At 69.5% G+C, this 16,877-nt stretch carries 15 protein-coding genes and 1 tRNA gene; 7 read left to right on the forward strand and 9 right to left on the reverse strand.

Annotated elements, in window-relative coordinates; all coding sequences use genetic code 11:
* Window positions 1–17: 17 nt before the first annotated feature.
* Window positions 18–1,670, reverse strand: a complete 1,653-nt coding sequence (locus tag G6N75_RS02350) for a peptide ABC transporter substrate-binding protein (protein ID WP_165346463.1) — start codon at window positions 1,668–1,670, stop codon at window positions 18–20.
* 287 nt (window positions 1,671–1,957) lie between these two features.
* On the opposite strand from G6N75_RS02350, the gene G6N75_RS02355 reads away from it, so the two are divergent.
* On the forward strand, window positions 1,958–2,344 hold the full coding sequence (locus G6N75_RS02355) for a hypothetical protein (protein WP_206202868.1): 387 nt from the start codon (window positions 1,958–1,960) through the stop codon (window positions 2,342–2,344).
* A 266-nt stretch (window positions 2,345–2,610) separates the two neighbouring features.
* Window positions 2,611–3,138 carry a hypothetical protein gene (locus G6N75_RS02360; protein ID WP_165346465.1) on the forward strand — a complete coding sequence of 176 codons (528 nt, stop codon included), beginning with the start codon at window positions 2,611–2,613 and terminating at the stop codon, window positions 3,136–3,138.
* A gap of 32 nt (window positions 3,139–3,170) precedes the next feature.
* Here G6N75_RS02360 and G6N75_RS02365 read toward each other — a convergent pair.
* Both G6N75_RS02365 and G6N75_RS02370 read right to left on the reverse strand, forming a co-directional pair.
* Window positions 3,171–3,246: transfer RNA gene (locus G6N75_RS02365), tRNA-Thr, on the reverse strand.
* Window positions 3,247–3,314: 68 nt separating this feature from the next.
* A complete protein-coding gene (locus G6N75_RS02370) occupies window positions 3,315–3,722 on the reverse strand; it encodes a Fur family transcriptional regulator (protein WP_165346466.1) in 408 nt (135 codons plus the stop codon).
* Between the two features lie 175 nt (window positions 3,723–3,897).
* Here G6N75_RS02370 and G6N75_RS02375 point away from each other — a divergent pair, with 175 nt between their 5' ends.
* From G6N75_RS02375 to G6N75_RS02390, 5 genes are read left to right on the forward strand one after another with little or no spacing between them, the layout of a single operon-like run.
* A complete protein-coding gene (locus tag G6N75_RS02375; RefSeq protein WP_165346480.1) occupies window positions 3,898–4,404 on the forward strand; it encodes a GspH/FimT family pseudopilin in 507 nt (168 codons plus the stop codon).
* Window positions 4,401–4,808, forward strand: a complete 408-nt coding sequence (locus tag G6N75_RS02380) for a prepilin-type N-terminal cleavage/methylation domain-containing protein (RefSeq protein ID WP_165346467.1) — start codon at window positions 4,401–4,403, stop codon at window positions 4,806–4,808. Before G6N75_RS02375 ends, G6N75_RS02380 begins: the two co-directional genes overlap by 4 nt.
* On the forward strand, window positions 4,805–5,647 hold the full coding sequence (locus G6N75_RS02385; RefSeq protein WP_165346468.1) for a PilW family protein: 843 nt from the start codon (window positions 4,805–4,807) through the stop codon (window positions 5,645–5,647). Before G6N75_RS02380 ends, G6N75_RS02385 begins: the two co-directional genes overlap by 4 nt.
* Entirely contained in the window at window positions 5,644–6,081 is a 438-nt protein-coding gene (locus G6N75_RS15070; protein ID WP_206202869.1) for a hypothetical protein, read from the forward strand. Before G6N75_RS02385 ends, G6N75_RS15070 begins: the two co-directional genes overlap by 4 nt.
* Window positions 6,078–6,488 carry a type IV pilin protein gene (locus tag G6N75_RS02390; protein WP_206202870.1) on the forward strand — a complete coding sequence of 137 codons (411 nt, stop codon included), beginning with the start codon at window positions 6,078–6,080 and terminating at the stop codon, window positions 6,486–6,488. Before G6N75_RS15070 ends, G6N75_RS02390 begins: the two co-directional genes overlap by 4 nt.
* A gap of 18 nt (window positions 6,489–6,506) precedes the next feature.
* Here G6N75_RS02390 and ispH read toward each other — a convergent pair whose 3' ends face one another.
* Genes ispH through murJ form a run of 6 tightly spaced genes read right to left on the reverse strand, consistent with a single transcriptional unit; the run spans window position 6,507 to window position 16,708 of the window.
* Complete coding sequence (ispH, locus tag G6N75_RS02395) at window positions 6,507–7,445, reverse strand: 4-hydroxy-3-methylbut-2-enyl diphosphate reductase (protein ID WP_165346470.1); 939 nt, start codon at window positions 7,443–7,445, stop codon at window positions 6,507–6,509.
* Window positions 7,446–7,468: 23 nt separating this feature from the next.
* Complete coding sequence (locus G6N75_RS02400) at window positions 7,469–10,735, reverse strand: S41 family peptidase (protein WP_165346471.1); 3,267 nt, start codon at window positions 10,733–10,735, stop codon at window positions 7,469–7,471.
* Window positions 10,736–10,789: 54 nt separating this feature from the next.
* A complete protein-coding gene (gene lspA / locus G6N75_RS02405) occupies window positions 10,790–11,308 on the reverse strand; it encodes a signal peptidase II (RefSeq protein ID WP_165346472.1) in 519 nt (172 codons plus the stop codon).
* Window positions 11,305–14,130: an isoleucine--tRNA ligase gene (gene ileS / locus G6N75_RS02410; RefSeq protein ID WP_165346473.1), complete on the reverse strand. Its 2,826-nt coding sequence runs from the start codon at window positions 14,128–14,130 to the stop codon at window positions 11,305–11,307. Before ileS ends, lspA begins: the two co-directional genes overlap by 4 nt.
* Before the next feature lie 15 nt (window positions 14,131–14,145).
* The gene (ribF, locus tag G6N75_RS02415; RefSeq protein ID WP_165346474.1) at window positions 14,146–15,081 is read right to left on the reverse strand and encodes a bifunctional riboflavin kinase/FAD synthetase; all 936 of its coding nucleotides are present in this window, start codon (window positions 15,079–15,081) and stop codon (window positions 14,146–14,148) included.
* Window positions 15,082–15,127: 46 nt separating this feature from the next.
* A complete protein-coding gene (gene murJ / locus G6N75_RS02420; protein WP_165346475.1) occupies window positions 15,128–16,708 on the reverse strand; it encodes a murein biosynthesis integral membrane protein MurJ in 1,581 nt (526 codons plus the stop codon).
* Window positions 16,709–16,877 lie beyond the last annotated feature (169 nt).

Consider the following 16,877-nt stretch of genomic DNA (forward strand, 5'->3'; position numbering starts at 1 on the left):
GTCGCCGTCTTCTCGCATCAGTGCTTGAGGATCTTCAGGTCCTTGGTCTGGACGTGGTCCAGGACATGCGGCCGGTAGTTGCCGACCCACGGCTTCACCAGCCGCTTGGTGACGTAGAAATATACCGGGATCACCGGCAGCTCCTCCAACACCAGCTGCTCCGCCTGGTGCATGAGCTGCGCCCGGCGCTCGAGGTCGATCTCGCGGGAGGCGGCCTCCAGCAGCGCATCGTAGCGCGGGTTGTTCCAGCCGGGATCGTTCAGGCCGCTCTCCGAGTGCAGGATCTCGAGGAAGTTGTAGGCGTCGTTGTAGTCGCCGATCCAGCCGGCGCGGAATACCTGGGTGTCCTGCTTGGTCCGGCGCGTCTCTAGATAGACCTTCCACTCCTGGTTGACCAGCTCGGTCTCGATGCCGAGGGCGTCCTGCCACATCGACGCGATCGCCACCGCGATGGTGCGATGGTTCTCGTGCGTGTTGTAGAGGATCTGCACGGTGAGGGGCTCGTCCGGCGAGTAGCCGGCCTCCTCGTATAGCCGCCGCGCCTCCGCGAGCCGCTCCTCCTGGGTCCAGTCCGCCCATTCGGGCACCACCTGCTCGTAGTAGGCTGCGGCCGGCACGTAGCCGTAGGCCGGGATCTCGCCCGCGTTCGTGACCTGGCGGGTCAGCAGCTCCCGGTCGATGGCAAGGTTCAGGGCGCGGCGCAGGGCGACATTGTCCTGGAAGGGCGGGCGCGTCACGTTCAGGCCGAAATAGTAGATGCCGAGGTACTCGCTGATCCGGATGTCGTCGGCGAGATTCTCGCGCAGCCAGGCCAGCTGCCGGAAGGGCAGCTCGTAGGTCATGTCGAGGGCGTCGGCCCGGTAGCGCTGCAGCTCGATGGACTGGTTCTCGATCGGGTAGAACCAGACCTCCTCGATGGTGGTGTTCTCGTTGTCCCAGTAGTAGGGGTTGCGCTCCAGCACGATGTGGGACTGCATCACCCAGTCCTTCAGCCGGTAGGCGCCGTTGGAGACCAGCCGGTCGGGCCGGGCCCAGCGGTCGCCGTACTTCTCCACCGTGCCACGGTGAACCGGGTAACTCGCGGAGTGATTCAGCACGCCGAGGAAATACGGCGTCGGCGCCTCCAGGGTGACCTCCAGCGTCAGGTCGTCGATGGCCCGCACGCCCAGCGCCTCGGGCGGCAACTCGCCCGCGATGACTTTCTCGGCGTTGAGGATTGGCCGCAGCATGATGCTGTAGTTCGACAACGTGGCCGGGTCCACCGAGCGCCGCAGGCCGTAGGCGAAATCATGCGCCGTCACCGGGTCGCCGTTGGACCAGCGGCCGTTCGCGCGCATGCGGAAGGTATAGACCGTGCCGTCCGGGCTGATCTCCCAGGACTCCGCCGCGCCCGGCACCACGCCGAGTTCCGGGTCATCGATGGTGAGGCCCTCGTAGAGGTCGCGCTGCAGGTTCGACTCCGGCACGCCCTCGCTCTTGTGGGGATCGAGCGACTGCGGTTCGGCGCCGTTGCCCCGGTGCAGGACCTGGCGCTCCGCCAGCTCGGTGCCGGACGGGCCGCCGATCGGAGCATTGCCAGCCGCCTCGCGACCCGCGGGTCCGGCGTCGGTGCAACCGGCAAGCAGGACCAGCAGGGCGGCCAGCGCGTACAGGAAAACGGCACGAAGCATGAGTCAGCAAGCGTGGCCAAACGAACGGGGGAAGGTACCACAAAGGGGACACGAGGCGCGGATCATGCGTCCCTCAGAGAGTTTCCAAAGCTACGCCGACCGGTGCCCGCGGTTCCGGTCTGCCGATCAGGGCGGGTATTCAGTACGGAAGGGGACTTGCCCCCCCCCGATTCGACATATGGTAATTTCGGACCATATCCGGTACTCGAGATCTGCCGCTGTCCCTCAGCAAGCAGGTCAATCGTCGCAACCTCGAAGTCGGTGCCGATTCGGCCAGGGAGGCAAGAATGTTGGGAAGAGCTACATTGATACTGATCGCGACCATTGCCTGGTGCAACTTCGCGATGGCCTCCGGGCATGAGGACGTCAACAGCTTCATCGACGAGGGCGATGCCAAAGGTTTCCATACTTATTGGAACACGAAGCCGGATGGCGAAGGCGGATGGAAGTACGCCGCTGGTTGGATGGATTCATCGGGGCTGGCAGTTGAGGAACAAGAGTTCTTTTCTGACGGTCGGATCGATAGTGCCGAGGGCGGGACACCGACAGGTGGACCTCAGGAGTTTCATGACTGGGCGAGTGGGCACGGCTTCTCCACCGGATCCGGCACCTGGGGGGCACTAGGTCAGCCGTGCGGTATCTTCCACGTGTGTGACGATACGGATGTATATTGAGAATGTCCTATAGGCTGCTAGGTTCTTCGATTGTCGTCGTAATCGCCGTAGCGTTTTGCGCCTATGCAGTCCACGTCGGCGATGCCGGGATCTCAGACACGATTCCGCCCCAGGGACCCGGAGAGGCAAATCTGGCGATCGCGCCTGAGATGCCTGAGGAACCGGTTTCCAATGTCAATCCACACCCGCGGCCGGATCCGTCCCATAGTCCGGCAGTAATGGCGGACCGCGATTCCCCGCCACAGCCGAACGTGGAGTCTGCCGACTTGCCCGAAGATTCGCCTCATCCCGACCGTGACCCAGTACATCAGGCGGGCGATCCCATCGAGCACCTGCTTCATAGCGCCGTTCGCCACCGGCGCGGCGGGGCGGGACATGATTTGCTTCGGTTCATTCTAGAGGAGGACATCCGCGAGTTCGGCCTGGACGTCGAGGCGGCAGAGTCTTTCGAACAGGCGATCCTGACAGTCGCCACCGCCAAGGGGATACCTCCCGGTGATGGTTCCGGCATTTCCGACATCGTCTGCACGGTGTCGCTCTGTACCTTTGTCGCGGAACCATTGGGCACCTACAACATGATACGACACTCCCCCGAGTGGTTCGCGATGGAGAAAGAAGGTCCGGTACCAGGAATTCGATCGATGCTGGAACCGTCGCAGCAACTGCGGGCGGCGCACACGTGGATCAGGTTCGGAATCCGATCCAGCGGTGGCAAGGCTCAGGTCTACTATTACCGGCCAGGAATCATCGAGCACCACCGAGAGCTGCTCGAAGCGGTGGTCGCCGAACCGTAGCCAGGTATCGCTCCACGCGCGGGCTAGGTGAATGGTGCCGGAGAGAGGAATCGAACCTCCGACCTACTGATTACGAATCAGTTGCTCTGCCGACTGAGCTACCCCGGCACTGGGGTCTTCGCGAGGCGGCGAAGTATAGGAGATGGCCGCCGGAGCGGCAATGCCGGCGGGCCGGCTCAGCTCCGGTTGCGGACCCGGATAATCACGTCCACGCCTTCGCACTCCGTCCCTGCCGGGGCGTTGGGCACGCCGGCGAAGGACACCGCTTCCTCGGGGATATCGATCATCTCGCCGGTATCCATGTTGTAGAAGTGGTGATGGTCGTGCGTGGTCGAGTCGTAGTAGACGCGGTCGCGGTCGACGACCAGCTCGCGCAGCAGGCCGCAGTCCACGAACAGGTTGAGGGTGTTGTAGACGGTCGCCTTGGAGACCCGGATGCCCCGCGCGCGCGCCTGCTGCAACAGCTGCTCGGCGGAGACGTGCTGGGCGCGCGCGAACACCAGCTCGGCGAGCTTGAGTCGCTGCGTCGTCGGCTTGGCGCCGTGGCGGGCCAGCAGGGTGGCGATTTCTTCCTGTGTATTCATAGACGTATCAACCCATTCGGACGGATGCATTATAGGCGGCCCGGGCCGGCAGTGTCACCTGCCGCGGCCCCGGTCACTCTCGCCGGTCCGGATATCTGCTGCAAATCCCCATTTTCCCACCCTCCCCGCCGGGCCCGGCAGCCGGCAACCTGTGCAGCAAGGGAGGGAGGAACCCATGTCGCGCCAGGAAGGCCTGACCCTGCTGGAACTCATGACGGCGCTGGCCATCATCGCCGTGCTGTCGGCGCTCGCGATCCCGGCCATGGAAATGCTGCGGCTCAATGCCGGCCGCGCCGCCGCCATGGACGGCCTGCTCCGGGCCGCCTGGTTCGCGCGCAGCGAGGCCTTCCGCCAGGGGCGACCGGTAATGCTCTGCCCGGCCACCGCGGGCGGAGGCTGCGCTGCCGGCCGCGATGCCTGGGGCAACGGCTGGCTGGTGCTGCCGGTCGCGGCCGCCGGGCCGCCGCTGCGCCGGGGCGAGCCGGTGGCGGCGCCGGGCGCCGACATTCGCGCCAACCGGGCCGCCTTCGTGTTCGAGCCGGGCGAACGGCGGAGCACCAACGGCACGCTGGCCTGGTGCGACCGCCGGGGCGCGGCGGCCGCCCGGGCGCTGGTCATTGCGCCCACCGGGCGGCCCCGCATCGAGCGGGGCCCGGGTTCGCTGGAGTGCCCGCCAAGATGAGCAACCAGGGCTTCGCCATGACCGAGGTGCTGGCGGCGCTGGCCGTGATCGGCGTCGTCGTCACCGGGAACCTCGGCCTCGCCCTGGGCGGGCTGGGCGCCACCCTCGAGGCCCGGCGCGGACAGCAGGCGGTCGCGCTGGCCGCCGACCTCGCCGGCCGCATCGGCGCCCTGCCGACCATCGACTGGACTGCGTTGCCGGCCGCCGGACCCTGCCCGGCGCCCTGCGCGCCCGAGCACGTGGCGGCCGCGGAGCTGGCGGCGTGGTCCCGGCAGCTCGCGGCGGCGCTGCCCGAGGCCGAAGCCGAACTGCAGCGGGCGGGGGCCGAGGCCCTGGTGCTGCAGCTGCGCTGGCGGGAGAACGACGGGGCCACCCGGACGCTGCGCGTAGGAGTGCCGCTGTGAGCGGGCGGCGAGCGGCCGGCTTCGGCCTGGCGGAGGTGCTGGTCGCGCTGGCGCTGGGGCTGCTGCTGGCGCTGATGATCACCACCCTGCATGCCCGCATCCTGCGCCTGGCGCTCGATGCCGGCTCGGCGGCGGACGCCCAGGACGCGCTCAGGATCGCCATGGCGGTGCTGGAGCACGATCTCGCGCACACGGCCTACTGGGGCCCGGCGCCCGACGCCGCCCAGATCGCCGGGCGCCGGGCCGGTGCGGCCCCGCTCGCCGCGGCGGTCGGCGGCGACTGCGGCCCCGGCTGGAGCATCGACCTCGACGCGGCGCTGCAGGCCTGGTCGGCGGGCTGGCCGCTGGCCTGCCGGCCCTATCGCGGCGCGAGCCCGCTCGGCAGCGTCCTCGCCCTGCGCCGGGCATCCTCGGAGCCGGGCGATCCCGAGGCCGGCGTCCTGCAGGTGCAGGCAGACTACTGGGGCGGCCGGCTGGTCGCCGCCGGGGAAGCCGTGCCGCCCGGGCACGAGGGCCGGACCCTGGTCGCCCGCGCCTATTACGTCAGCCCGCACTCGACCGGCGCCGCCCGGCAGCCTTCGCTGCGACGCAAGACCCTGCAGCGCGGCCCGCGCATCGTCGACGAGGAAGTGATGCCGGGCATCGCGGCGCTGGAAGTCCTGCTGGGGGTCGACCACGACGCGCCGGGCACCGCCGGGCACGGCCTGCCGGACGCCTTCGTCGCGCCCGAGTCGGCGAGCGGCCCCATCGTCGCGGTGCGCATCACGCTCCGCAGCGCGGAGGCGAGCGACCTCGCCATGACCCGCACCATCGCGCTGCGCAACGGGCCGGTCGGATGAGGCGCCGGGCCGAGGGCGCGGTCCTGGTGGTCGTGCTGGCCTTCCTGGCCGCCGGCGCGCTGCTCTCCTCCGCCGTCGGCCGCACCGCGGCGCTCGAGCTCGCCATGACCGAGCAGGGCCTGTCGCGGCTGCAGGCCGGCCTGGCCGCCGAGGCCGGCGTGGCCGCCGCCCTGCAGGCCCGGGGCTGGTCGGCGGCCGGGCGCTGGGAAGGCACGGGGGCCCTGCCCTACGGCGGCGCCTGGCGCGCCACGGTCGAGCTGGTCGCGGCCCGGCTCGTCCCCGGCGGCGGTCCGGCCGAATGGGTCTTCGAGATTCGCAGCATCGGCGCCGCCGGGACGGCCCGCGCCACGGTGTCGCGGGGATTCGCCGTCCGGGGCGCGCTGCCCGGCACCCCGCAGCCGACCTGGTGGCGCCGAACGGGAGCCGAGCCGTGAAGCGCGGCTTCACGCTGGTGGAAGTGCTCGCCTGCATGGCTATCGTCGCCATCCTGGCGGCGCTCGCCATCCCGTCCTGGCAGTCGCTGCTCCAGCGCACCCGCCGCGTCGATGCGGCCGCCGCGCTGCACGCCGTGGCCACGGCGCAGGAGCGGTTTCGCCTGGTACACGGGCGCTACGCCGACACGGCGGCGCCGGCGCCGCCGGTGGGCTTGGGACTGGGGACAAGCGAACGGGGCTGGTATCGGCTGCGGATCGAGCGGGCCGACGAATCCGGCTTCATCGCCAGCGCGCGCCCGGCGGCGGGATCGCCCCAGGCGCGGGACCGGGACTGCCGGCTGCTGACCATCGACCAGGCGGGGGTCCGCAACTCGGGGCCCGGGCCGCCCGAGCGCTGCTGGCCGTGACCGGGCGGAGGCGACGCCTCAGGCCGAGCGCAGTACCTTGGGCAGCGAGAACACCACGTGCTCCTCGCGGCCCTTGACCTCCTCGGTCGTTTCCCCGCCCCAGTCCTTGAGGCGCGCGACCACCTGCTGCACCAGGACCTCGGGCGCGGAGGCGCCGGCGGTCACCCCGACGGTGCCGCAATCCTCGAACCACTCGCGCTGCAGGTCGTCCGCGCCGTCCACCATGTAGCCGGGGATGCCGGCCTTGAGCGCGATCTCCTTCAGGCGGCTGGAGTTCGAGCTGGTCTGCGAGCCCACCACCACGATCGCGTCGCATTGCCGCACGAGGTCCTTGACCGCGTCCTGGCGGTTCTGGGTGGCGTAGCAGATGTCTTCCTTGCGGGGGCTGGTGAGAGCCGGGAAGCGCGCCCTGAGCGCCTCGATCACCCGCGCCGTGTCGTCCACCGACAGCGTCGTCTGGGTCACGAAGGCGAGCTTGTCGGGATCCCTGACCTCCAGCTTCGCGGCGTCCCCGGGGTTCTCGACCAGGTAGATGTCGCCGCCCCGGCTCCGGTCGTACTGGCCCATGGTGCCCTCGACCTCGGGATGGCCGGCGTGGCCGATCAGGATGACTTCCCGGCCTTCCCGGCCGTAGCGCGACACCTCCATGTGGACCTTGGTGACCAGCGGGCAGGTCGCGTCGAAGACCTCGAGCCCGCGGCGCTCGGCCTCGGCCTGCACCGCCTTGGAGACGCCGTGGGCGCTGAAGATCACGGTGGCGCCGTCGGGCACCTCGTCGAGCTCGTCCACGAACACGGCGCCCAGGTTGCGCAGGCGGTCCACCACGTAGCGGTTGTGCACCACCTCGTGCCGGACGTAGATCGGCGCACCGAACATTTTCAGCGCGCGCTCCACGATGTCGATGGCGCGGTCGACGCCGGCGCAGAAGCCGCGCGGGTTGGCCAGCAGGATCTTCATGGGCGTAATCCTATCGCAGTTCCTTATTGCCGGAAGCGGAAATCGGTCGGCGCGGGCGGCGTCTCGATCTGCCGCGGCGGGCTGGCCTCCAGTTCCCGCAGGAGCACCTCGACCGCCTTCTCCAGGCTCGGGTCGCGGCCCGCCGCAATGGCCTCGGGCCGGTCGATGACCTCGATGTCCGGCGCCACGCCCTCGTCTTCCACCGCCCACTCGCCGTCGGTGTCGAGGAAGCGGAAGGTGGCGGGAATCAGGCTGCCGCCGTCGGCCAGGCCCGGGTTGCCGCTGATCCCGATCAGGCCGCCCCAGGTGCGCGTGCCGATCAGCGGGCCCAGCCCCTGCTTGCGGAAGTAATACGGCAGGGCGTCGCCGCCCGAGCTGGCCAGGCCGTTGATCAGCATGGCCTTGGGGCCGTCGTGGCTGAGCAGCGGCCGCGGCTGCGGCTCGAAGCCGCGCCACACCCAGTAGTTCAGCGGGGTGCGCGCCAGCAGCTCGATCATGCGGTCGGGAATGAAGCCGCCGCCGTTGTAGCGGTCGTCGATGATCAGCGCTTCGCGCCGGGCCTCTGCAAGCATGCCCTTGAACAGCTCCCGGTTGCCCTCCACCGCCGTGTTGGGCACATGGATGTAGCCGATCCGGCCGCCGGAGAGCTCGTGCACGCGCCGCCGGTTCTCGGTCACCCAGTCGAGGTAGCGCAGCGACGTCTCGCTGGTCACCGTCTTGACGCGCTCGACGCGCGCGCCGCGCTCGCTCGGCCGGTCGTTGAGCGTCAGCTCGACCACCCGGCCGCCCTTGTTCTGCAGCAGCCGGTAGAAGTTGTCGACGCCCTTCGTGCTGACGCCGTCCACCGCCAGGATGAAATCGCCTGCGGCGGCCATGACGCCCGCCTCGGTCAGCGGCGAGCGGTAGTAGTCGTGCCAGTTCTCGCCCGGGAAGATATGGGCGATCCGGAAGTAGCCCGACTCGTGCCGCTCGATCTCGGCTCCCAGCAGGCCGCCCGGCTTGCGCTCGACGCCCGGGGTGTCGGGGCTGCTGTTGACGTAGATGTGGCCGGCGTTCAGCTCGCCGCCGATCTCGCCGAAAATGTAGTCGAGGTCGGCGCGGTGAGCGACGTGCGGGACCAGCGGCGCATAGCGCTCGCGGATGGCTTCCCAGTCCTGGCCATGGTGGCCGGGGTCCCAGAACCAGTCGCGCAGGATGCGCCAGCCGTCCACGTACATCTGCTGCCACTCGACCTTCGGGTCGATGAGCATTTCCATGCGGTCGAGCTTCAGCGCCGTCTTGCCGGCGTCCACGTCCGGCTTGGCGTCGGCGATGCCGAACTTGTCCCCCTGGCGCCACAGCAGCTTCTTGCCGTCCGCCGAGAGCTCATAGCCGGTCACGCCGTCCAGCACTTTCTTCGCTTCGCGCTGCTCGAGATCGTAGTAGTGCAGCTCGTTGCCGTTGCCCTGCTGGGCCTTGACGAAGAACAGGCCGCCCTCGTTCGCCGCCAGGCCGACATAGTTGGCCGAGGGCACGTCGAGCACCGTGACGCGGTCGTTGAAGCCTGCCAGGTCGAAGCGCAGCGGCGCGGGCTGCTCCTTCTTCTCCTCGTCCTTGCCCTTGTCCTCGCTGCCGTCGGCGCGCGGCTTCACCTCGTCGCTGCGCGGCCGGTTGAGCGCCGGGCCGTCGGCGGCCAGGGTGGCGGCGAAGATGCGGGTGGCGTTGTTGTAGAGATAGTTGAACTCGTAGCTCGAGAACACCAAGTTCCAGTCGCGGGTCGACGTGAAGTACAGGTAGCGGCCCTGTGGGTCGAAGGCCGGGCTCTGCTCGTTGGTCGCATCCTCGGTCAGCTGCGACGCCTTGCCGGAGTCCACCGAGTAGACCCAGATGGAGCTGTTGTAGCTCTCGTTGACCTTGGTGTAGGCCAGCCACTTGCTGTCGGGCGACCAGGTGTACTGGGTCAGGTTGCGGAAGGAGTTGCTGGTGTAGCGGGTGGTGTCGACGACGCTCACCCGGCCGCTGTCCACGTCCACCACGCTGAGGGTGTTGTTGCTGTCGGCGAAGGCCAGCTTTTTCGAGTCGGGCGACCAGACCGGCGGGAAGCGCCAGATCCTGCCGTCGCGGGTGACCTGCCTCGGCTCGCCGCTGCCGTCCTGGGCCCGGAGATAGATCTCGTACTCGCCGGTCGCGTCGGACAGATAGGCGATCCAGCGCCCGTCCGGCGACCAGCTGACGCTGATCTCGCGCGCGGCCGGCGTGCGCGAGATATTGCGGATCTCGCCATGCTCGGCCGGCACGGTGAAAATCTCGCCGCGCGCGCCGAACACGGCGCGCTCGCCGCCCGGCGCGATACCGAAGCTCTCGATACTGGACGCGACGTTCTTGAAGCTCGGCAGCACGTGCGGCCGGTCGCCCCGGACCTGGATGGGGATGCGCCGCGTCTCGGCGGTGGCCGGGTCGTGCAGCCAGAGGTAACCGCCATTCTCGAACACGATGCGCCGCCGGTCCGAACTCGGCCAGAGCACGTCGAACTCGTCGAAGTCGGTGACCTTGCCGACGTTGCCGCCGTCGAGGTCCATGGCGAACAGGTTCAGGGTGAAGTCGCGGTCGGAAACGAAATACACGCGGCCGTCCACCCACATCGGCTGGTGGTCGGTGCCGACGAAATCGGTCAGCCGCTGGGAGGTGTTGTTGACCAGGTCGTAGGTCCAGACGTCCTGGGCGCGACCGCCGCGATGCCGCTTCCAGGTGCGGAACTCGCGGTCGATGGGCGTGTACACATAGGTGTTGCCGTCGGCGGAGAGCATGCCGCCGCCGGTCTCGGGCGGGCCCAGCGGCTGCTCCATGCCGCCCGCAAAAGGCACCAGCATGGGCACGCCATCGCGCTCGCCGTAGGGCGTCCGGTTGGCGCGCACCAGGATGTGCTGGCCGTCCGGCGTCCAGTCCAGCACCCGGTAGTCGGTGCCGCCGCGCGGCGGCATGGGGCCGACGTCGGTATAGAAGGTCAGCTGTCGCGGCGTGCCGCCGGCCGCCGGCATCACCCACACCTGGCGGGTGCCGGTGTATTCGGCCGAGAAGGCGATCCACCGGCCGTCCGGGGAAAACTTCGGGTACAGCTCCTGCCCCTCGTCCGAGGTCAGCCGCTGGGCGGCGCCGCCGGCGGTCGAGGCGGTGTAGATGTCGCCGCCATAAACGAAAGCCACGCGGTCGCCCCAGATGTCCGGGAAGCGCAGCAGGCGCGTGTCTTCCTCGGCAGCGTGAACGGACGGGATGGCGACGAGCGCCAGCAGCATCGGGACCAGGAATCTCATGCCGGACCTCCGGAGAAGATATTGTTTTCTTTTCGACAAGGGGTTGTTGACCGCCTAGATCAACTTTTGTTTCCGGCGGCCCTCGTAGAAGCTGTCGATGATCAACATTACGGCACCCACCGTGATGGCCGAGTCGGCGACGTTGAAGGCGGGGAAGAACCACTGCTGCCAGTGGACGCTGATGAAGTCGATCACGTAGCCGTGGGCGACGCGGTCGATCACGTTGCCCACCGCCCCGCCGACCACCAGCGCCAGGGCGGCCGCGAGCCAGCCGTGCCCCTGCTTCGGCAGGCGCCGCAGCCAGACCACGACCAGCGCCGTCACCAGGACCGCGATAGCGATGAAGAACCAGCGCTGCCAGCCGCCGGCGTCGGCCAGGAAGCTGAAGGCCGCGCCGGTGTTGTGCAGGTGGGTCAGGCCGAACACCGGCAGGATCTCGACGCGCTCGTACAGCGCCAGGTTGTGCGTGACCAGCCACTTCGTGAACTGGTCGGCGACCACGATGGCCGCCGAGAGCCAGAGCCAGCCCAGCGCCCCGCGGGGCGTGCTCGTGGTGCCCGTGGTCTCGTTCATGCCCATTGCCTCCGCTCGCCCTCGCCAGCCAGGTTGGTGGCGCAGCGGCCACAGATTTCGGGATGCTCCGGGTCGCTGCCGACATCGGCGCGGCGGTGCCAGCAGCGCACGCACTTGGCATGATCCGTCGGGGTCGCCAGCGCCCACAGCTGGTCGTCGAAGCCTTCCAGCGGCGCGGCTTCCGGCGGCCGGCCGGCGAGCGGCTCGACCCGCACGTCCGAGGTTAGGAAGAGGAACCGCAGCTCATCGCCCGGCCGGCCGAGCTTTTCCGCCAGCCCGGGCTCGGCATACAGGACCAGCTCGGCATCCAGCGAGCCGCCGATCCGGCCCGCATTGCGCAGGGCTTCCAGCTGCCGGGCGACGGCGTCGCGCACCTCGTGCACCAGCTCCCAGTCGGGATCGTCAGCGCGCATCGGCACCGCCGGGAGCTCGTGCCAGGTCGAGAGCAGCACCGATCCTGGTCGCCCGCCCGGCAGGCTGGCCCATATCTCCTCGCTGGTGAAGGCCAGCACCGGCGCCAGCCAGCGCACCATGGCTTCGGCCACGTGGTACATCGCCGTCTGCGCCGAGCGGCGCGCGTGGCTGCGGCGCGGTGTGGTGTAGAGACGGTCCTTCAGCACGTCAAGGTAGAAGCCGCCCATGTCCAGCACGCAGAAGTTGTGCACCTTCTGGTAGATGTGGTGGAACTCGTAGTCGCCGTAGGCGCGCCGCACTTCCTCCTGCAGCGCCGCCGCCCGCGCGATCGCCCAGCGGTCCAGCGCGATCATCTGCTCCGGCGGCACGCTGTCGCTCGCCGGGTCGAAGCCGGCCAGGTTGCCGAGCAGGAAGCGGAAGGTGTTGCGCATGCGTCGGTAGGAGTCCGACATGCGTTTCAGGATCTCTTCCGAGACGCTGATCTCGCCGCGGTAATCGGTCGCCGCGACCCACAGGCGCAGGATGTCGGCGCCCAGCGTGCCCAGCACCTTCTGCGGCGCGATCACGTTGCCCAGGCTCTTGGACATCTTGCGGCCCTTCTCGTCCACGGTGAAGCCGTGGGTCAGGACCGCGCGGTACGGCGCCTCGCCGTGCATCGCCACTGAAGTGAGCAGCGAGCTCTGGAACCAGCCGCGGTGCTGGTCGGAGCCCTCGAGGTACAGGTCGGCCGGGAACCCCACCTCGGCGCGCGTGGCGCTGAGGCAGTGGTGCATCAGGCCTGAATCGACCCATACGTCCATGATGTCGCGCACCTTCTCGTAACGCGCGGCCTCCTCGCCCAGCAGCTCGGCGACGTCCAGCTCCCACCAGGCGTCGATACCGTCGCGCGCCACGCGCTGCGCCACCTCTTCGAGCAGTCGCACCGACTCGGGATGCGGCTCACCGGTCTCGCGGTCGACGAACAGGGCGATCGGCACGCCCCAGCTGCGCTGGCGCGAGATGCACCAGTCGGGCCGGCCCTCGACCATGGCGCGGATGCGGTTCTCGCCCCAGGCGGGCATCCACTGCACCTTGCCTATGGCCGCGACCGCCCCGGCCCTCAGCCCCTCGCGGTCCATGCTGATGAACCACTGCGGCGTGGCGCGAAAGATCAGCGGCGTCTTGTGGCGCCAGCAGTGCGGGTAGCTGTGCTGCAAGCCCTCGTGGTGCAGCAGCGCGCCGCGTTCCCGCAGCAGCTCCACGATCGCCGGGTTGGCCTCGAACACAGTCTGGCCGGCAACGAACTCCGTGCCGGGCCTGAAGCGGCCGTCATCGCCGACCGGGTTCTCCACTGGGAGGTCGTAGCGCTGGCCCACGACGAAGTCGTCGTGGCCGTGGCCGGGCGCCGTGTGCACCGCGCCCGTGCCGGCCTCGATGGTGACGTGCTCGCCCAGGATCACCGGCACCTCCCGTTCCAGGAAGGGATGCCTCAGCCTGAGCCCTTCCAGGGCGGCGCCGCGGCAAACCGCGAGCTCCTCGAAGTGCTCGATGCCCCAGCGCCGGGTGGCCTGCGCCAGCAGGTCGCGCGCCACCACGATGCGCTCCGGTCCGGCTTCCCCGGCAAAGCTGATCAGCGCGTACTCGAGCTCCGGGTGCAGCGCCACGGCCTGGTTGGCGGGCAGCGTCCACGGCGTGGTGGTCCAGATCGGAATCGACAGCAGCCCCGCGGTGTTGCCGCGGGCGTCGCCGCCGAAGGCGTCCAGCGCGGCCGCCTCGTCCATCACCACGAAGCGCACGTCGATCGCCGGCGACTTCTTGTCGGCGTACTCGACCTCGGCCTCGGCCAGCGCCGAGCCGCAGTCGAGGCACCAGTGCACCGGCTTGAAGCCCTTGTAGACATGGCCGTTGGCGAAGATGCGGGCGAAAGCGCGCAGCTGCTCGGCCTCGTAGGCCGGGTCCATGGTCAGGTAGGGCCGCTCCCAGTCGCCGAGGATGCCGAGGCGGCGGAAGTCCTTGCGCTGGCCCTCCACCTGGGCCCGGGCAAACTCGCGGCACGCATCCCGGAACTCCCGCGGCGCGAGCTTCGCGCCGACCGGGCCGTACTCGCGCTCGACCACGAGTTCGATGGGCAGGCCGTGGCAGTCCCAGCCCGGGATGTAGGGTGCGTCGTAGCCGTCCAGGGTGCGGGAACGGATGACGATGTCCTTCAGGACCTTGTTGACGCAGTGGCCGAGGTGGATGTCGCCGTTGGCGTACGGGGGGCCGTCGGGCAGCAGGAAGGCCGGCCGGCCCTGCGCCGCCGCGCGCAGCTTGCCGTAGAAGTCGCGCGCCTCCCAGTCAGCCAGCATCGCCGGTTCGCGCTGCGCCAGCGCCGCGCGCATCGGGAAATCCGTCTGCGGCAGGTTCAGCGTGCTCTTGTAGTCAGCCACGTCGTCGTTCCTTTCTCAGTAGCCTGCCGCGGCGAGCGTGCGCCGGGCCTGCTCGGCATCGCGCTGCATCTGCGCCACCAGCGCATCCAGGTTCTCGAAGCGCCGCTCGTCCCGCAGGCGGGCCACGAAGTCGACCATGATACGACGACCGTAGAGGTCGCCGCTGAACTCGAACAGGTGCACCTCCAGCAGCGGCTCGCTGCCGCCGACTGTCGGCCGCACGCCGAGGTTGGCCACGGCCGGCCACGGCCTGTCCGCCAGCCCCCGGACCAGCACCGCGAACACGCCGGTCACCGGCAGCACGCGCCGGCCGGGCCGCAGGTTGGCGGTCGGGAAACCGATCCGCCGCCCGCGCCGGTCGCCCTCCACCACCCGCCCGCTCATCCCGAAATGGCGCCCCAGCAGCCGCTTCGCGAGGCCCAGGTCGCCGGCCGCGAGGGCCGCCCGCACGGCCGTGCTGCTCACGCGGAGACCGTCGATGGTGCGGGTCGGGGTGTCGGCCACCTCGAAGCCATGCTGTCGCCCGGCTTCCTGGAGAGTAGCGAAATTGCCGGCCCGGTCCCGCCCGAAGCGGAAATCGTCGCCGATCACGAGGTACCGCGTGCCCAGGCCCTCGACCAGGTAATCGCGGATGAAATCTTCCGGCGGGAGCGCGGCCATCGCGGCGTCGAAGCGGGCGCAGAACAGGCGATCGATGCCGAGCGCCGCCAGGGCCTGGCACTTCTCGCGGAAGCGCATCAGCCGCGGCGGCGCGGCAGCGCCCATGAAATATTCCCGCGCCGTGGGTTCGAAGCTCATCACCACCGCCGGCAGGCCGCGCTCGCGGGCCGCGCCGGTCAGCCCGGCCAGGACCGCGCGGTGACCCAGGTGCAGGCCGTCGAAGTTGCCGATGGTGACGGCCGAGCCGCGGTGCCCGGGACGCAGGTTGTACTTGCCGCGAATCAGTTCCAAGACCGTATCCGGTAGCGCCCCGCCGCGCGGGCCCAAAGACACCGGATTATACGGAATGCGGCGGCGTGGGCGCGCCCGCCGGGCTGCGCAGGTGGCGGGGGCGCAGCCCGGCCAACAGCAGCGCGGCGAGGTAGGCGCCGAAGCCGAGGCAAATGATGGCGGCCAGCCGCAGCCCGCGCTCGTGCCAGGCGGCTGCCAGCCAGCCGTCCAGCGGGCCCGCCATGAGCCACAGGCCCAGGCCCATGACGACGTTGGCGAACAGCACCCGCCCCAGCAGCGGGCCCCAGCCGGCGAGCGGCGTGTAGATGCCCGTGGAGCGAAGCCCGCGGTACAGCGCCGTGGCGTTGTAGACGGCCGACAGGCCGGTGGCCGCCGCGAGGCCGGCATGGGCACCTGGGACCTGGTACACGTACATCGGCACCACGATGAGCATGTTGAGGACGATATTGAGGAGCATGGCCCGGATGCTGATGCGCACCGGGGTCTTGATGTCCTGGCGGCTGAAATAACCCGGCGAGAGCACCTTAACCAGCGTGAAGCCGATCAGCGCCAGCGCGTAAGCCATCAGGCTCAGGCTCGCCATGCGGACATCGAAAGCCGTGAACTCGCCGTACTGGAACAGCGTCGCCAGCATCGGCCCGGCGAGCAGGAACAGCCCGACCGCGGCCGGCAGGGCGATCACCACTACCAGCTTCAGGGCCCAGTCGAGCGTCGCCGAGAACTCCGCCATCGACTGCTCGGCATGCCGGCGCGACAGGCTCGGCAGGATCACCGTGGCGACCGCGATGGCGAAGGTGCCGAGCGGGAACTCCAGCAGGCGGTCGGAGTAGTACAGCCAGCTGATGCTGCCGGTGACCAGGAACGACGCGATGACCCGGTCGACGATCAGGTTGATCTGGGCCACCGAGGAGCCGAGGATCGCCGGCGCCATCAGCCGGCCGATCTGGCGCACGCCGGGGTGATGCCAGCCCCAGCGCGGCCGCGGCAGCAGCTTCAGCGCCCGCAGGAAGGGCAGCTGGAAAGCGAGCTGCACGAAGCCCGCGACCAGCACGCCGACCGCCACGCCGACGATCGGCCGCTCGAAGTGCGGCGCCAGCCAGACGGCCGCGCCGATCAGCACGAGGTTGAGCAACACCGGCGTGAAGGCCGGCACGCCGAAGCGCCCGTAGGTATTGAGGATGCCGCCTGCCAGTGCCGTCAGCGAGATGAAGAACAGGTAGGGAAAGGTCAGGCGCAGCATCTCCACGCCGAGCGCGATCTTCTCGGGATCGCGCAGGTGGCCGGGCGCAAAGAGCATGATGAAGAGCGGCGCCGCCAGCACCCCGACCAGCGTCATGCCGAACAGCACGACGCCGAGCGTCCCCGTGACCCGGTCGGCAAGTTCCTTGACTTCCTCGTGACTGCGCCGGCTCTTGTACTCGTTCAGCACCGGCACGAAAGCCTGCGAAAACGCGCCCTCGGCGAACAGCCGGCGCAGGAAGTTCGGGATCTGGAAGGCGACGACGAACACGTCCATGCCCAGGCCGGCGCCGAAGAGCCGCGCGAACACCACATCGCGGGCGAAACCCAGCACGCGGGAAGCGAGCGTGTTGGCGCCGACGACGGTGGTGGAGCGGGCGTGACTCATAGCGGGCTCGGGCGGGGCTGCAGTCCGGCCGCATGATAGTCCCACGCGCACCGCGATGGCGAGCGACCGCAGCAAAAGAAAACGGCCGGGAGATCGCTCTCCCGGCCGTCGTGGTTTTGGTGGGGAGGGATGGGCCCGAGGGCCCATCCGCCACCTTCGTCGTTAATTG

This window comes from Thioalkalivibrio sp. XN8 (assembly GCF_011058255.1).
Classification (GTDB): Bacteria; Pseudomonadota; Gammaproteobacteria; order Steroidobacterales; family XN24; genus XN24.

Excerpts from the sequence above, each read along its gene's own strand:
- G6N75_RS02350 (WP_165346463.1), bottom strand. The coding sequence starts at position 1,670 with ATGCTTCGTGCCGTTTTCCTGTACGCGCTGGCCGCCCTGCTGGTCCTG.
- G6N75_RS02355 (WP_206202868.1), top strand. The coding sequence starts at position 1,958 with ATGTTGGGAAGAGCTACATTGATACTGATCGCGACCATTGCCTGGTGC.
- G6N75_RS02370 (WP_165346466.1), bottom strand. The coding sequence starts at position 3,722 with ATGAATACACAGGAAGAAATCGCCACCCTGCTGGCCCGCCACGGCGCC.
- G6N75_RS02375 (WP_165346480.1), top strand. The coding sequence starts at position 3,898 with ATGTCGCGCCAGGAAGGCCTGACCCTGCTGGAACTCATGACGGCGCTG.
- G6N75_RS02380 (WP_165346467.1), top strand. The coding sequence starts at position 4,401 with ATGAGCAACCAGGGCTTCGCCATGACCGAGGTGCTGGCGGCGCTGGCC.
- G6N75_RS15070 (WP_206202869.1), top strand. The coding sequence starts at position 5,644 with ATGAGGCGCCGGGCCGAGGGCGCGGTCCTGGTGGTCGTGCTGGCCTTC.
- ispH (WP_165346470.1), bottom strand. The coding sequence starts at position 7,445 with ATGAAGATCCTGCTGGCCAACCCGCGCGGCTTCTGCGCCGGCGTCGAC.
- G6N75_RS02400 (WP_165346471.1), bottom strand. The coding sequence starts at position 10,735 with ATGAGATTCCTGGTCCCGATGCTGCTGGCGCTCGTCGCCATCCCGTCC.
- lspA (WP_165346472.1), bottom strand. The coding sequence starts at position 11,308 with ATGAACGAGACCACGGGCACCACGAGCACGCCCCGCGGGGCGCTGGGC.
- murJ (WP_165346475.1), bottom strand. The coding sequence starts at position 16,708 with ATGAGTCACGCCCGCTCCACCACCGTCGTCGGCGCCAACACGCTCGCT.